Consider the following 15,325-nt stretch of genomic DNA (forward strand, 5'->3'; position numbering starts at 1 on the left):
TAAACCCCCTTCGGCTATCCGAAGGCGATCTCTCCCCAATCCCTGGGAACCAAAGGCCACCGCGACTTTGGAGCCTCGCTGAGCAGGATATGTGAAAACCCGCCCTTTGTCAACTCGTTGCATCAAAGGAGTTCTCCCGTCCTTTGGCACACTTCCTTCGAGGTCTCTTGATTCTCGAGGATGTTTCTCGATTCTCAAGGGGAACCCCTTGCTGCTCCAGGGTCCTCTGGCTCCCCTTTCTGGAGAACCGGGTCTCTCGGGTCGGACGCCTTCCTTCGAGTTCGATCTCCACAGGAGGAATCAAAGCCCGGATTCCCCGGCAACCTCCTGTCAGAACAAGGGGTGATCAATCCTTGACTCTTTTCCTCTTATTGTCAATGCCTTGACGAGAGATGTCAAAGTCCTATCGCCACAATATCCGCCATGGGGTACGGATTCCGTCCACAAGGGCCGTACCGGGAGACTAGTTATGGTATCCGATTTGCAGGCGCCTCTGTGACTTGTCGAAAACTCGGGGGGACTCACGTGGAACTCTCTCAGAAAAAGCATCTCGAGAGGACAGTCAAGGAGGAAAGGGACAAGCTGAGAGCGATCTTCGAGGGCATCGGGGACGGAATATCCGTCATCACCCGCGACCTGAGAATCTCTTACACCAACTCTATAATGAAGAGGCTTTTCGGCCAGGCGATCATCGGGCAGGCCTGCCACTGGGTGTATCACGGCATGAGGCAAACGTGCAGCTGGTGCCCTGCGGTGAAGACCTTCGAAGACGGGAAGATCCACACCGCTGAAATCGGGAACCCCGGCGGAATAACCTGGGAGATTACCTCCTCCCCCATGTTCGACGAGGACGGTTCCGTCTATTCCGTCGTTGAGATTACCAGGGACATCAGCAACAGGAAGAAAACAGAAGAGGCCTTGAGCCAGTCCAAACAGCATCTACAGGCGATCCTCCAGGCCATGCAGGACCTCATCTTCGTTGTCGATCGCGAGGGCAAATGTCTCTCCTTTTTCTGGGGAAAAGAAAAGAACGATACAGATCCTTCCGAGCTGATCGGCCGGAGGGTGGACGAACTACTCCCGTCCCACGTGGCAGATGTGCTCTGGGAGAAGAGCGCAGGGGTCTTTGAGAAGGCCCAGCCAGTCGACTATGAGAGTTCCCTGTCTTGGGGTGGGAAAACCCTCTGGTTCTCCATGACCCTGAGCCCCATATTCGATCACTATGGAAATGTCTCTGCGGTCCTGGCAACCGGACGTGATATCACGGACCGGAAGCACATGGAGGATGCCCTCGATGCCGAGAGACGCCAGTTCCTGTCCATCCTCGACAGCATCGACGAGATCATCTACGTATCGGATCCCAACTCATACGAGCTGCTCTTCGCAAACAAGGCGGCGATGAACAGATTCGGACATGGAATCGTGGGAAGGAAGTGCTTCCGGGCTCTTCACGGCAAGACCCGGCCGTGTGACTTCTGTACCAACAACAGGATCTTCGGTGAGAATCTCGGAAAGTCCTACATCTCGGAGTTCAAAAACCGGAAGAACGGCCGCCACTACCGGTGCATCGACAGGGCTATCCGCTGGCCGGACGGCCGGATGGTTCGGTACGAAATGGCCATCGATATCACCGAAAGAGTCGAGGCCGAGAAGGCTCTCATCGAATCTGAACAGAAGTACAGGGAGCTGGTGGAACACGCAAACAGCATCATCATCAAAATGGACCTGGAAGGCAACATAACGTTCTTCAATGAATATGCCCAGAGGTTTTTCGGATTCACGGCAAGTGAGATTATGGGCAGGAACGTGGTAGGCACCATAGTGCCCCCTGAGCTGAAAGAGATGATCCTGGACATCCCCAGAAATCCGGCTAAGTATCAGGTCAATGAGAATGTGAATATCACAAAGGACGGCCGGAAAGTGTGGGTTTCCTGGTCCAACAAGCCTATCCTCGACTCTGCCGGCAAGACCCTCGGTACCATTGCGATCGGTCACGATATTACCGAAAGAAAGGAGATGGAAGACAGGTTCGTCCAAGCCGAGAAACTCAAGGCTCTGGGAGAGATGGCCGGTGGCGTTGCCCATGATTTCAACAACTTCCTGGCCGCTATCCTCGGTAGGGCCGAACTCATGAAACTCTACCTCACCACCCATGGGAGGAAGGAGAGGAGGAGTTCCACGAAACACCTTCTCAACGGCCTTGAGGTCATCGATCGGGCTGCCACCGACGCGGCCGAGACGGTCCGCAGGATTCAGGAGTTCACCCGGACAAAGCCTGAGAGGGATTTTGTCCAAGTGAGACTCAACCAACTCGTTAAAGAAGTGATTGAGCTTACCCGTCCCCGGTGGAAAGACGAGGCTGAATCGAAGGGAATAAAATACACCATCAAACAAGAACTGAAAGCCAACCGGCCGGTCGCCGGTATTCCGTCTGAACTCCGGGAGGTTCTGATCAATCTCGTGATCAACGCATTCGACGCCATGCCCGGAGGCGGAGAATTGACCATAAGAACGGAAACCGACGGTCATTTCACCAGCATCTGGGTGACAGACACCGGGATAGGGCTCACAAAGGCCACAAGAAAAAAAATATTCGATCCCTTTTTCACTACCAAGGGTCCCAAAAGCAGCGGCCTTGGCCTCAGTGTCTCTTACAGGATCGTGGAGCGCCACGGGGGAGAAATATTCGTCGCCAACGGGAGAACAAAAGGGGCGGCATTCTGCGTGAAGCTTCCAATTGCAGAAAAATTCCAGCCAAAGAACATCCAAGAAGAGGTCCCGAGTGGGGGGAAGAAGGCCGCCATTCTCGTCATCGATGACGAACCCGAGATTCGCAACAGCCTTCGCGAAATCCTCTCCCAAGAAGGTCACAGGGTGACCATAGCGGAAAGCGGGAAACAGGGGCTAGAGGCCTTCAAAACCAACCGATTCGACATGGTCCTCACCGATCTCGGAATGCCGGGAATGTCGGGCTGGCAGCTTGCCAAAGAGATCAAGGAACTCAATCCCGCGACCCCCGTCGCCATTATCACAGGCTGGGGCCTCGATGTCGACCCTCACAAGATGCGAAACGCGGGGGTTGACCTCTTCATCGCAAAACCCTTCAGGATCAACGACATCCGAAGATTGGTGACGAACGGCATGGAGCTCAAGAAACAGGCGGCTTCCTGATGGTTCGTAATGCCGAAGGGGGGACTCGAACCCCCACAGGCTGTCGCCCACCACCCCCTCAAGATGGCGTGTCTACCAGTTCCACCACTTCGGCTCTTCACGTTCTTCCCTGTGAGCCTTTCCCGTTTGTCCCGGCAGGCAAGGCCGCCGTCACTCGGGCGTCCTCGCCGGAGTCGTTTCCCCCTTAGCCGGAGCCCTCTCCTCGGAGACCGGCTGTCTGGTGGGGGTCAGCTTCACCCTTTGGGGAATGGACCAAAAGGCAAGCAGAAGGGATGTCAGCATGAACACGACCGCAGCCACTGTCGTGATCTTGGTGAGAAACCCCGCCGCACCCGGGCTCCCGAACAGAGTCTGGCTCGAACCCCCGAAAGCCGCCCCCATCTCGGCGCCCTTCCCCGATTGAAGGAGAATGATCAGGATGAGGGCCAAACAGACAATTATGTGGACAATGAGGACAAAAGAAGGGAACATCCGAAGCTCTCCTCTCCAAATCTCCCCCTGAGTTTATCACTTTTTTTCGAATTTAACAATTCTTGAAAAGGAATCCGCCTCGAGACTCGCCCCGCCGACGAGGGCACCGTCGATATCGGGCTGCTCCATGAGTTCTGCTATGTTTTCCGGTTTCACACTGCCGCCGTACTGGATTCTGGTGCTCTCGGCCGTCTTCTCGCCGAACATCTCCCGGAGAACGGATCTGATCCGGCCATGCATCTCCTCAGCCTGCTGCGCGGTGGCCGTCTTGCCTGTACCGATTGCCCATACAGGCTCATAGGCCAGCACAACGGCAGGCATGCTCTCTTGAGGTATCCCCTCAAGACAGGCCCTGACCTGACCCTCGACGACCGAGGAGGCTCTCCCGGATTCCCTCTGCTCAAGGGATTCGCCCACACACACGATCGGTTCCAGTCCCCCCGCCAAAGCGGCCCGGATCTTCCTGTTCACCGACTCGTCGGTCTCGCAGAAGTACAGGCGGCGCTCGGAGTGCCCCAGTATGACGTACCGACAACCCACATCCCTCAACATGGTCACGGAAACCTCACCCGTGAAGGCCCCTTCCTTTTCCCAAAAGACGTCCTGAGCCGAAAGGGAGATACAGGTTCCCTGAATCTCACGACCCACCGGTAGAAGGGCGGTAAAGGGAGGGGCCACGGCGAGGTCCACGTCATCTCTCTCACCTATCAGCCGTTTTAACTCCTGTACCAGGTTCACGGCCTCCTGGACCGTCTTGTTCATCTTCCAGTTTCCCACCACAATTGGCTTCCGCATAAGGCTGATCCCCCGTCCTACCTCACCGATCCGGTCATGGTGAGACATCCCTCAGTGCCTCGATCCCCGGCAACCTCTTCCCCTCGAGAAACTCCAGGGAGGCCCCTCCTCCTGTCGAAATGTGACTTATCCCTTGAGACAGCCCCATCATCTTCACCGCCGCTACACTATCCCCTCCGCCGACTAAACTCAGAGCTTTGGACCGGGCGACCGCCTCCGCAATGCCACGGGTCCCGCGGCTGAAGGGTTCCATCTCAAAGATACCCATAGGACCGTTCCAGACAATGGTCCTGGCCGTTTCGATCTTTTCCGAGTACAGCCGTACCGTCTCAGGGCCGATGTCGACCCCTATCCAGTCTGGAGGAAAATCCTCTGTGGCGACCACCTTCCACTTCGCCTGGGGATCTATCCTTTCAGCCACGACATGATCGACCGGCAGAAGCAGTGTGGCGCCTCTGGCTTTGGACTCTGCAAGAGTCTCACGGGCCAGCTCGATTCTCTCATCCTCCACCTTCGATCTTCCTGTTTTTCCGCCTCCCGCCCGGATAAAAGTATACGCCATAGCCCCGCCTATCAGAAAGACGGAGGCCCTGCCCAGAAGATTTTGGATTACCCCGATCTTGTCAGAAACTTTCGCCCCCCCGAGAACGGCTACAAAGGGCGCCTCGGGAGACACGAGGACCCGCTCGAGATACTCGATCTCCCTCTTCATCAAGAACCCGGCACCCTTTGTGCCGAAATAGCGCACCATGCCCACCGTGGAAGCGTGGGCCCGATGGGCGGCTCCGAAGGCGTCGTTTATGTATACCTCTGCCAGAGAAGCCAGAGCCCTGGCAAAGGTCTCATCGTTTGCCTCCTCCTCCGGGTGAAACCTCAGGTTTTCCAGGAGGATCACCCGACGCTCCCCCATCGCCTCGATCTGCCTTTCCACCCTCTCTCCCACACAGTCTTCCCCTTGGATCACGTCCTCACCGAGAAGCTTGGAAAGCCGCCTGCTTACGGGAAGGAGGCTCAATCCGGGATCCCGCTTCCCCTTGGGTCTCCCTAGGTGTGAGGCCAGCACCAGAAGGGCCGCACCGTTGTCCAGAGCATATCGGATAGTGGGAAGAGCTGCAAGGATACGGGTATCATCCGACACCTCGCGTTCCTTCAAGGGGACGTTGAAATCCACCCTGATGAAGACCCGCTTCCCCTGCAGGTCGATCTGATCGATGAACTTGATGGTCCCATCCATTCTTCTCTCCCATCACATCGAGATGTAGGCCAGAAACTCGGCCATCCGGGTCGAGAAGCCCCACTCGTTGTCGTACCACGAGATCACCTTGACGAGATTTCCCCCCACCACCTTCGTGGAGAGGGCATCCACAATGGATGAGTAAGTACTTCCGGTGTAGTCCCTCGAGACGAGGGGTTCGTCGCTGACCGCGAGAATCCCCTTCATCGACCCGTCGGCGTATTTCCTGAAAGCCCCGTTTACAGAATCGACCGTAACAGAGGTCTTGAGGCTGCAGACCAGGTCTACAACCGAGACCGTGGGAGTGGGCACGCGTATCGCCATTCCGTCGAGCCTGCCCTTGAGTTCCGGGATGACAAGGGAGATTGCAACCGCGGCTCCGGTTGTCGTAGGAATCATGGATAGACCCGCAGCCCTGGCCCTACGCAGGTCTTTGTGGGGGAAATCGAGGATCACCTGGTCGTTGGTGTAGGCATGGGCCGTCGTCATAAGCCCATGCTCGATGCCGAACTCGTCATTGAGCACTTTGGCGATGGGCGCCAGGCAGTTGGTCGTACAGGACCCCATGGATAGAATGTGATGTGCCTCGCGGTCATACTCCTTTTCGTTGACCCCCAAGACCAATGTCTTGTCCGGATCCTTGGCCGGGGCCGAGATTACAACCTTCTTCGCCCCTGCCTCGAGATGCTTGGAAGCACTCTCCCTGTCCCGGAAGCGTCCCGTACTCTCCAAGACTACCTCCACTCCAAGGTCCTTCCAGGGCAGCTTCTTCGGCTCTCTGACGGCCAGGACCTTGACCTCGTGTCCGTCCACTACGATGGCCCCTCCCTTGGTCTCAATCTTGCCTTGATAATGTCCGTAGGTCGAATCGTACTTGAGCAGATGGCCGAGGGTCTCTGCATCGGTCAGATCGTTGACCGCGATGATCTCCAAGTCTCTACTGGCTGCCGCTGCTCGGAAAACGAGGCGCCCTATTCTTCCGAAACCATTGATACCGACCCTGACTGTCATATTCCCTTCCTCCCCTCTTGCCCTATCTTTTGCCGTGTGCTTGGGATCTGAACTACCTAAATCTATCTGGATAGCGCCTCCTGAGTCAACTCTTTTTTCGAGTTTGCCGGCATTGGGAGAAGACGGCTATCCCTGACCGAGATTCGTGGGTCGTGTTCGTGATTCGTGTTCGTGATTCGTGTTCGTGATTCGTGTTCGTGGGTCGTGTTCGTGATTCGTGATTCGTGTTCGTGGGTCGTGTTCGTGACTCGTGGGTCGTGTTCGTGGGGAAGGGGCAGGAACTGCCCACCCGCGAGACTCGAGAGAGTCACCGCGTGAGCTCAGGAGCCTGGGAACAAGGGGTTTCCCCTTGAGAATCAAGAAATATCCTTAGAAACCAAGACACCCCAGGACATGTCTTCCGAGAAATGGGGGAACCCCTCTGATAAGTCTCGGTTGACAAAGAATGGAGGGAATCATATTTTTTCTGTGTATGAATCCCAACAAAACCAGAGCACTAGATCGGAGAAAGAAACAACAGAACGTCGAGATCGTCGGCGATTTTCTCCAGGCTGCCGTGACCTACAGGGAGATAAGGGCCCTCTACCGGAAAGGAGAACTCCGTTTTCATCATATCGAGACCCTGATCGACGACAAGGGGGACAGTATTCTTTTCCGTCTGAAAGGCAACTGCCACGCTCTCTTCCGGAACAACAAGGTCCCCTCCTGTCGCGATGGGGAGAGGCTCTTCGACCTTGCGGTAGGGTCTATCTTCCACGAAGCCATGAAACTCCGGGAAAACCTTTACCAAGTCGAGATCTACCGTCCCAAGCACCGTGACATCCGAATGGAGAAGCCCCTGAACAGGAAAGTCCTTTTGGAACGGCTCGAGAGGACCGTTATGAGGGCGGAACAGGGCGTCCGGGACGGTATCGCAGACATAGGTGCACTTTTCGATGACACTCTGGATCAACTGGCCGAACTCATGGAGGGATACGGAGAGAATGAGCTCCTTGTCCGGTATCTGATCACCAACAGGAAGCTCTTTGACAAGGTATACGGAAGGAGACGCCTGGAGAAGATTTTCGCTTCCATGTTCGGCAAGGGGCCCATACAGGCTCACCGGATCGCGGCTTTGAGCTATCTGGAGAGTGGATACTACGATATGGCTGCCCGCATCCTAGAAAAGGCGAAGAGGCTCGCCCTGGAGGATGAGAAGCTGGAATTCCTCTACAAGTATGCAAAGGGATTGGATGCATACTACAACAACAACTACCAGAGTGCTCTCTGGTATTTCGGTAGACTCTCTTCCGTGGATCGCAGATTCAAGGGGAAACGGACCTATCTCAATCAGGCCGTTGCGGTCTGCCGTGAAATCGCGCTGGAAAGCCTCGCTGAACAGAACAAGGGGATGGCTCTACGGGCCAATCAAACGGCTCAACGACTGCAGACATCCCAGAAATGACACCTTCAATCGATCTCGCCCTTTTGAAAGGAGTAACCCATGCCCATATACGAGTATCGTTGCGAAAAATGCGGGAAGGAATTCGAGAAGCTCGTTCTCCCCAACTCTCAAGAACCGACCTGTCCCGGGTGCGATGCCCGTCAGGTGAGTCGTATCATGTCGGTTTGTGCCTTTTCCGTGGGAGGCAACTTCAAAAGCACCGCGAGTTCGCCCTGCAGCTCGTGCGCACCGTCTCCGGCGGGCTGTGCGTCCTGTGGCGTCAAGCACTGATCTGTGGCCTTGGTCCCGGGGCTTCCTGACTTTTCGATTACAGATTCCCAGGCATGCCGACTCCACCTTCCCCTCCCCCTGAGAGGGGCACATCCCCGTTCTCTTGTTCCGGTTTCAATTCTCCCGACGCCTCAGCTTCTCCACGAGAAACTCAAGCTCCCGGTTGATCTTGGGTTTCTCCTGGATCTCCCTTTCCACGACTCCGATCGAGTGGATCACAGAGGCATGGTCCCTGCAGAAGGCCTTTCCAATGGCCTCCAGAGACTGGGTCGTGAACTTCCGGGACAGGTACATGGCGAGCTGCCTTGGGTGGCAGATGCTCTTCCTTCTGGAAGGAGAGACGAGCTGCTCCACCTCGAGGTGATACTGGTGGGCCACGAGTTTCTGGATCGACTCGATGGTGATCTGCCTGTTCTCGGCCACCTGGAAAGAACCCGTCACCTCCTGGGCGAGTTCGAGATTGATGGGGCGAAACAGGAGAGAAGATTTGGCCATGAGATTGATCAACAACCCCTCGAGTCTACGAATGCTGCCGGATATGCGGGAGGCCAGAAATTCCACAACCTCATCGGGGAGAACCACTCCATCAAAGGCCGCCTTGTGGCGGAGAATCCTCTTCCGCGTTTCAAAGTCCGGAGGCTGGATATCGACAACCAAGCCGCTCCCCAGGCGAGACCTGAGACCCTCTGTCATGTAACCCAACTCGTGGGGAGAGACGGCACCTGTGACAACCACCTTCTTGCCCGAGTTGTACAGATGGTCGAGCGTATGGCAAACCTCGGCCTGGGTCTTCTCCTTTCCACTGAAGAAATGAACTCCGTCGATGAAAAGAATATCACAGCGTTTCCTGTACTTTTCCTTGAATTCCCACATCTCGTTTCTCCGGATCGCCGATATCATCTCGTTGACGAATTCTTCTGCGGTCACATAGACTATTCGAGTGTCGGGCTCGTTGGAACGAATAAAATTACCAATGGCTCCGGAGAGATGACTCTTGCCCAGGCCGCTTTCTCCATAAAGGTAGAGAGGACTGTAGTTGCTCCGGCCCTGCGTGGCAACCGCCCGTGCCGCCTGGTAGGCAAACCTGTTGCAGGGGCCGACCACGAACCGGTCAAAGGTAAACCGCTGATTGCCAATGGGAAAGGGATTGGAAGGACCCAGCCCCGGGAGCGTCATCTGTCCCGCTAGCGCACGTTTTCTCCTGCTTCTGGAATTGGCCTCGGACTTGAGTGGGCTGGAAATCCGGTAGAGTTTCCCCACCCCTCTCTCTCCTCTCGGGAGTTCAGCGGACCTGACTCCACGGAACCCAAAGTCCCCTTTCCCAGGGGAGCAGGCACCCCGGCTGTTTGCTGTCTTGGTCTCCCAAGGCTTACTCATGGTTCGCTCCGTTGATTCCTTCAGAAGGCGGACAACCACTGTGAATCGGTTACTCCTCCCCCTTGTCGAGTCGGGGGCGTGAGGAGAAGGGTAGAACAGCTTCTCACCATCTCTATATGGGGAGGCCGGAACCATGTCAAACCCGGTTTTTGGGAATCTCTTCCACCGCGGCTCTCGGTTTTTCCACACCTCCATTCCTTTTGCCAAAGAGCCTCCCCAAGGGGGACAGGCCCGGGCCGATAGGGGAACAAGGGCTTCCAGAAAAAATCGGCTTTGCCAAATCCTTTCGGCCTGTTGTTTGATCAATCCACTGTTGTTAACATCCTTTTCCACAAGAGGTGCTCTCCTGTTTTCTCTCATTTTCTTCTTTTTTTGCTCTATTTGACGGATTTCTCTACGGATGGGCCCTACTGTTCCGAAAACAGAGAGATTCCCTATTTCAAAATCCCTCAAAAACTGCTATAAACTCCGCATGAAAGTTGTCTTCTTGGGAACAGGGGGAACGATCCCCACTGCCAAGCGCAAGCATCCCGCCGTGGCCATGCGATGGGAAGGAGATGTACTTCTCTTCGATTGCGGCGAAGGGGTCCAAACCCAGATCTTCAAGACCGGTCTCGGCATCGCGTCGATCCAGGCGATTCTGATCTCCCACCTTCACGGCGATCATGTCCTGGGGCTTCCGGGTCTTCTGATGACAATGACCCAGAGCAGCCGTTCCCGGCTCCTGGAACTGATCGGCCCGATCGGTCTGGCCCGTTGGATCCGCCATGTCTGTGAAGACCTCAATTTCAGACCCTCCTTTGAGATCGCCGTAAGAGAGATCAAGTCCGGACCGGCTCTTGTCTCACCTAAGTACCGGATTCATGCATTCCCCCTGGACCACACCGTCCTGACGTTGGGCTATTGTTTCGAGGAGAATGAGCGACCTGGAAGGTTTCGTGTGCAAGAGGCGCTTAGACTCCGGGTACCCCGGGGGCCCCTTTGGGGGAGACTCCAAGCGGGTCAAACCGTTGAACTTGAAGGGGGAAGGAAGGTTCACCCATGGGAGGTTCTTGGAGAACCTCGGCCGGGGATCAAGGTCGTTTACGCAGTCGATTCAAGACCCTCAAAAGAGACATTACGGGCGGCCTCTGGAGCGGATCTTCTCGTCCACGACGCCATGTTTCTGCCTCAGGATCTCGACAAGGCGAAGGCCAGGGGGCACTCTACAACAACCGAGGCAGCAGAGTTGGCCTCGAAGGCGCGGGTAAGACGCCTGATTCTGACACACATATCGCCTCGCTACCACGGGCAAGAGAAAAGGATTCTCAGAGAGGCCCGCAAGATCTTCCCCTCTTCCATGGTGGCCGAGGATCTCATGGAGATCGAGATACTCCACCGTGACGGTACAGGCGCCGGGTAGACCCCAAGGGCAAACACCACGCCGGGTTGCTATCTGCTCACAATCGCCCTCATCCTGGCCATGATGTTCTCTACGGTGAAGCCGTATCCCTCCATCACCCTTTTCCCGGGTGCTGAAGCTCCGAACCTGTCTATGCCCATCACCTCCCCTTCGAGTCCCACATAACGCTCCCAGCCAAACGGAGAGGCCGCCTCAACAGCCAGGCGAGGCTTGATCTCAGGGGGCAGCACGGCCTGTCTGTAATGCTCGTCTTGGGCCTCAAAGAGCTCCCAGCTCGGCATGTTAACCATCCTCACTCCGAGTCCCTCATGGGAGAGTCTCTTCCATGCTTCAAGGGCCAGGGAGACCTCTGATCCGGTCGCGATCAGGATGGCCTCCAGTTCTCCCTTCTCCCGGCCCAACACGTAGCCCCCCTTTCGAAGTTCGTCGGCAGGGGGGTAAACCGAACGATCCAGGATGGGGAGCCCTTGGCGGCTAAGAACGATGGCAACCGGGCCGCTTCTCCGTTCCAAAGCCACACGCCAGGCCACGGCGGTTTCATTGGCGTCCGCTGGGCGTATCGTGGTCATGAACGGGATCGCCCTCAGGGAGGCGAGGTGCTCGATGGGCTGGTGGGTGGGCCCGTCCTCCCCAACCCCGATGCTGTCATGGGTGAAGACGTAGACGACCGGAAGCCTCATCATACACGCAAGCCTTATGGAGGGCCTGAGATAGTCTGAGAAGACCAGGAACGTTCCTCCGAAAGGTCGAACCCCCCCGTGGAGCGCCATGCCGGAAAGGACCGCTCCCATGGCGTGCTCCCGGATACCGAAGTGAAGATTCCGGTTCTGGAAGCTCTCCCTTTCGAAGTCGCCTTCGCCCTCGAGGTAGGTGTTGTTGGAGGGGGCCAGATCCGCCGATCCCCCTATCAACTCGGTAATACGAGGCGCCAAGCTGTTGAGAACTCTTCCAGAGGCGACCCGGGTAGCCATAGGACTCTGGTCCGGCGTGAAATCAGGGATGTCCCGGTCCCATTGCGGGGGGAGGTTTCTCTCCATGACACGTTGCCATTGTGAAGCCAGATCCGGAAAGGCCCTGCTATAAGAGGAAAAAGCCTCCTGCCAATCAATTTCTGCACGTTTCCTCTCGCCGACACGCTGGCGGAAATGTCGAAGGGCCTCATCGGGAACGAAAAACTCCTCCTCTGCGGGCCATCCAAGGTTTTCTTTTGTCAGGCGTATCTCGTCGGCCCCGAGAGGGGCTCCGTGAGCAGCGGCCGTGTCTTGCTTGTTCGGACTCCCGTAAGCGATGTGGGTTCTCAGTATGATCAAAGAGGGCCGTTCCTGATCATCCCTGGCGGCCTCGAGGGAAGTCCGGATAGCATCGAGGTCGTTGCCGTCCTCCACGTGCTGGACCTGCCATCCATAGGCTTCGAAGCGTTTTGCCACATCCTCCGAGAAAGCCAGGGATGTCTTTCCTTCGATGGTAATGCTGTTATCGTCATAAAGGTAAACCAACCTCGAAAGTCCCAGATGGCCGGCCAGGGAGGCGGCTTCTGAAGTCAGACCCTCCATGAGATCGCCGTCGCTGCACAGGACGTAAACCCAGTGGCTCACGATTTCATGGCCCGGCCGGTTGAAGCGGGCTGCCAGATGCCTCTCTGCCAGAGCCATACCCACACCGTTGCCAAAACCCTGGCCGAGAGGCCCTGTGGTAGTCTCGATCCCCACGCGGGGGCTGTGCTCCGGGTGCCCCGGCGTCTTACTCCCCCACTGCCGGAAGTTCCGGAGGTCGTCCAGGGAAAGATCATACCCAGCCAGAAAGAGCAGGCTATAGAGGAGCATGGACGCGTGGCCGGCAGAGAGTATGAATCGATCTCTGTCAGGCCACAGGGGGTTTTCGGGGTTGTGTCTCATGAACTCCGTAAAAAGCACGTAGGCGGCGGGAGCAAGGGCCATGGGTGTTCCCGGGTGTCCTGATTTTGCCTTCTCAACGGCATCCATGGCAAGGGTCCTGATGGTATTGATGCATAGTTCATCCAGATTCTTCTCAGCCGACATTTTCTCCTCCTCAACAAAAAGAATATGAAACCGGCCCTTCAGCCCTCGGGTCTCCGCTCCCCTAAAGGGCCATCATGCCCCTGGCCATAGAGGCAGGTAGTCATGGAGTCGGTGACGATTCAATCAATGGGCGGTCTCTCCAGGTAGACCCCTGTCTCCTGTTCAAAGGTATAGGCGGTTTGGAGAAGAGTCTTCTCGTCAAAGCTCCTCCCCAAGAGCTGAAGGCCGATGGGAAGCCTGTCTCGGCTGAAACCGCAGGGAATAGAAATGCCGGGGATGCCCGCCATATTGACGGGGATCGTAAAAACATCCATCAGGTACATCTGGAGGGGGTCTTCTGTCTTCTCTCCGATAGGGAAGGCGGGCGTCGGACAGGTGGGCGCCAGAATCACGTCCACGACTTCGAATGCATCGTCGAAGTCCTGCTTCACCAGCCTCCTGACCTGTGTCGCCTTTCTGTAGTATGCGTCGTAGTAGCCCGCCGAGAGCGCATAGGTTCCCAACATGATCCTCCGTTTGACTTCCGCGCCAAACCCCTCGGTTCGGGTCTTCTCGTACATGTCGATGATCCCTCCATACCCCTGACACCTGTGGCCATACTTCACCCCATCGTATCTGGCCAGATTCGAACTGGCCTCAGCAGTACTGATGATGTAGTAAGCAGCCTGAGCATAGGCTGTATGGGGAAGGGAAATGGTGGTGCACCTCGCCCCCAGCTCCTCGAAAAGTCCGATGGTTTTGTCAAGGACCCTTTCAACGTCCGGGTCCATCCCCTCTATGAAATACTCCTTGGGGATACCGAGGCGGAGCCCCTTCACATCCCTTACGAGGGACCGTCTGAAATCCGGGACCTCAACCTTTGCCGACGTGGAATCCCTGGGATCAAACCCGCAGATCGCTTTCAGCAGGATGGCAGCATCTTCCACATCCTTTGTCATGGGGCCGACCTGATCGAGGGATGAAGCGAATGCCACGAGACCATACCTGGAAACTCTTCCGTATGTCGGCTTCAGTCCTACAACCCCGCAGAATGAAGCTGGTTCCCGGATAGAACCCCCCGTGTCCGATCCAATGGCGCCAGCGCAGGTATCCGCAGCCACGGCCGCTGCGCACCCGCCACTCGATCCCCCCGGCACGCGTTCCAGCGACCAGGGATTCCTCGTAGGTCCGAAACAAGAGTTCTCCGTGGAAGACCCCATGGCAAACTCATCCATGTTTACCTTTCCGAGAATCACCGCTCCCTGGGCCTTCAGTCTCTGAACGACCGTGGCGTCATACGGCGGGATGTAGTCGGCAAGAATCGCTGAGCCGCAGGTCGTCCTTATACCCCTGGTACAGAGAATGTCCTTGATCGCGAGGGGGACTCCGCAAAGAGCCGGGAGATCCCCTCCACTCTCGATCGCCTCATCGGCCCTCCTGGCCTGTTCAAGGGCCTCCTTTCTTGCAACAACCAAATAGGCATGAATCTGGGGATCGATCTTTTCGATCCGCCGGAAAAAGGCCTGAACCACCTCGACGGACGAAACCTCTCTCCGGACAAGCATCTCCCTGAGCGCATGGATAGTGAGTCCGCGGAGTTCCATGGCATCTTTCCTCATCATCCCTTAACGATCCTGGGAACCTTGAAAAACCCCCCCTCTCTTTCCGGGGCGTTCTGCAAAGCTTCCTCCTGGGAAAAGGACTCCTGGACCGCATCCTCTCTGAAGGCATTCGACATGCCGACCACATGGGACATGGGCTCCACACGGGAGGTATCGAGCTCGTTCAGTTTCTCCATGTAGGAGAGAATCCTGTTGAGCTGAACCGCAAACGTTTCGGTCTCTCCCTCTGACAGCCTCAATCGCGCCAGCCCCGCCAAGTACCGCACCTCTTCTCTTGAGATCCTGTCCCTGTCCATCTCCCCCGCCTCAATCATGAGCCAGCCCACTCCTGGCCCACCGGAACTCAGATGATACTTCCTGGAACCAAGAAAACCCCATCCTTCACGAAAACGCGTGCCCAACTCCTTGGCACCGGTTACAGGCCCGGCATCCATCAAGGATAGCAATATCCGGGACGGTGATTCCACCTGGCCCGCACTTGACTCTCTGTCCAAAACGGTCGATCAACCG

The 15,325-nt window shown here is 56.4% G+C and carries 12 protein-coding genes and 1 tRNA gene; 4 read left to right on the forward strand and 9 right to left on the reverse strand.

All coding sequences use genetic code 11. The annotated features are described in order from the left end of the window. Positions 1-525 precede the first annotated feature (525 nt). A complete protein-coding gene (locus JRJ26_14585) occupies positions 526-3,171 on the forward strand; it encodes a PAS domain S-box protein (GenBank protein MBW2058719.1) in 2,646 nt (881 codons plus the stop codon). Positions 3,172-3,181: 10 nt separating this feature from the next. On the opposite strand, the gene JRJ26_14590 is transcribed toward JRJ26_14585, so the two are convergent. The 5 genes from JRJ26_14590 to gap form a co-directional block, all read right to left on the reverse strand. After that, positions 3,182-3,265, reverse strand: a tRNA-Leu gene (locus JRJ26_14590). A gap of 56 nt (positions 3,266-3,321) precedes the next feature. Further along, positions 3,322-3,642 carry a preprotein translocase subunit SecG gene (secG, locus tag JRJ26_14595; GenBank protein MBW2058720.1) on the reverse strand — a complete coding sequence of 107 codons (321 nt, stop codon included), beginning with the start codon at positions 3,640-3,642 and terminating at the stop codon, positions 3,322-3,324. 36 nt (positions 3,643-3,678) lie between these two features. Further along, on the reverse strand, positions 3,679-4,437 hold the full coding sequence (locus JRJ26_14600; GenBank protein ID MBW2058721.1) for a triose-phosphate isomerase: 759 nt from the start codon (positions 4,435-4,437) through the stop codon (positions 3,679-3,681). A 34-nt stretch (positions 4,438-4,471) separates the two neighbouring features. Next, positions 4,472-5,671, reverse strand: a complete 1,200-nt coding sequence (locus JRJ26_14605; GenBank protein MBW2058722.1) for a phosphoglycerate kinase — start codon at positions 5,669-5,671, stop codon at positions 4,472-4,474. A 12-nt stretch (positions 5,672-5,683) separates the two neighbouring features. Next, on the reverse strand, positions 5,684-6,682 hold the full coding sequence (gene gap / locus JRJ26_14610; GenBank protein MBW2058723.1) for a type I glyceraldehyde-3-phosphate dehydrogenase: 999 nt from the start codon (positions 6,680-6,682) through the stop codon (positions 5,684-5,686). Positions 6,683-7,127: 445 nt separating this feature from the next. On the opposite strand from gap, the gene JRJ26_14615 reads away from it, so the two are divergent. Together JRJ26_14615 and JRJ26_14620 are read left to right on the forward strand one after the other, a co-directional pair. Continuing rightward, complete coding sequence (locus JRJ26_14615) at positions 7,128-8,126, forward strand: hypothetical protein (protein MBW2058724.1); 999 nt, start codon at positions 7,128-7,130, stop codon at positions 8,124-8,126. A 39-nt stretch (positions 8,127-8,165) separates the two neighbouring features. Next, positions 8,166-8,396, forward strand: coding sequence for a zinc ribbon domain-containing protein (locus JRJ26_14620; GenBank protein ID MBW2058725.1), 231 nt, complete (start codon positions 8,166-8,168; stop codon positions 8,394-8,396). 114 nt (positions 8,397-8,510) lie between these two features. Here the strand turns inward: JRJ26_14620 and dnaA are convergent, their stop codons facing one another. Further along, positions 8,511-9,656 (reverse strand): chromosomal replication initiator protein DnaA, encoded by a 1,146-nt coding sequence (gene dnaA, locus JRJ26_14625; protein ID MBW2058726.1) that lies wholly within the window; start codon positions 9,654-9,656, stop codon positions 8,511-8,513. A 589-nt stretch (positions 9,657-10,245) separates the two neighbouring features. Between dnaA and rnz the strand changes: the two genes are divergently transcribed. Continuing rightward, positions 10,246-11,175: a ribonuclease Z gene (rnz, locus tag JRJ26_14630; GenBank protein MBW2058727.1), complete on the forward strand. Its 930-nt coding sequence runs from the start codon at positions 10,246-10,248 to the stop codon at positions 11,173-11,175. A gap of 29 nt (positions 11,176-11,204) precedes the next feature. On the opposite strand, the gene tkt is transcribed toward rnz, so the two are convergent. The 3 genes from tkt to gatC form a co-directional block, all read right to left on the reverse strand. Continuing rightward, on the reverse strand, positions 11,205-13,214 hold the full coding sequence (gene tkt / locus JRJ26_14635; GenBank protein MBW2058728.1) for a transketolase: 2,010 nt from the start codon (positions 13,212-13,214) through the stop codon (positions 11,205-11,207). A 119-nt stretch (positions 13,215-13,333) separates the two neighbouring features. Further along, entirely contained in the window at positions 13,334-14,797 is a 1,464-nt protein-coding gene (gene gatA / locus JRJ26_14640; protein ID MBW2058729.1) for an Asp-tRNA(Asn)/Glu-tRNA(Gln) amidotransferase subunit GatA, read from the reverse strand. A gap of 14 nt (positions 14,798-14,811) precedes the next feature. Beyond that, positions 14,812-15,111 carry an Asp-tRNA(Asn)/Glu-tRNA(Gln) amidotransferase subunit GatC gene (gatC, locus tag JRJ26_14645; GenBank protein MBW2058730.1) on the reverse strand — a complete coding sequence of 100 codons (300 nt, stop codon included), beginning with the start codon at positions 15,109-15,111 and terminating at the stop codon, positions 14,812-14,814. Between the last annotated feature and the right edge of the window lie 214 nt (positions 15,112-15,325).

This window comes from Deltaproteobacteria bacterium (genome assembly GCA_019308905.1).
Taxonomy (GTDB): Bacteria; Desulfobacterota; BSN033; order WVXP01; family WVXP01; genus JAFDHF01.

Bases quoted from the DNA above. Each gene is read 5' to 3' on its own strand.
- JRJ26_14605 (MBW2058722.1), bottom strand. From the start codon at position 5,671: ATGGATGGGACCATCAAGTTCATCGATCAGATCGACCTGCAGGGGAAG.
- JRJ26_14620 (MBW2058725.1), top strand. From the start codon at position 8,166: ATGCCCATATACGAGTATCGTTGCGAAAAATGCGGGAAGGAATTCGAG.
- gatC (MBW2058730.1), bottom strand. From the start codon at position 15,111: ATGGACAGGGACAGGATCTCAAGAGAAGAGGTGCGGTACTTGGCGGGG.
- secG (MBW2058720.1), bottom strand. From the start codon at position 3,642: ATGTTCCCTTCTTTTGTCCTCATTGTCCACATAATTGTCTGTTTGGCC.
- gap (MBW2058723.1), bottom strand. From the start codon at position 6,682: ATGACAGTCAGGGTCGGTATCAATGGTTTCGGAAGAATAGGGCGCCTC.
- JRJ26_14615 (MBW2058724.1), top strand. From the start codon at position 7,128: ATGGAGGGAATCATATTTTTTCTGTGTATGAATCCCAACAAAACCAGA.
- gatA (MBW2058729.1), bottom strand. From the start codon at position 14,797: ATGGAACTCCGCGGACTCACTATCCATGCGCTCAGGGAGATGCTTGTC.
- tkt (MBW2058728.1), bottom strand. From the start codon at position 13,214: ATGTCGGCTGAGAAGAATCTGGATGAACTATGCATCAATACCATCAGG.
- rnz (MBW2058727.1), top strand. From the start codon at position 10,246: ATGAAAGTTGTCTTCTTGGGAACAGGGGGAACGATCCCCACTGCCAAG.
- JRJ26_14600 (MBW2058721.1), bottom strand. From the start codon at position 4,437: ATGCGGAAGCCAATTGTGGTGGGAAACTGGAAGATGAACAAGACGGTC.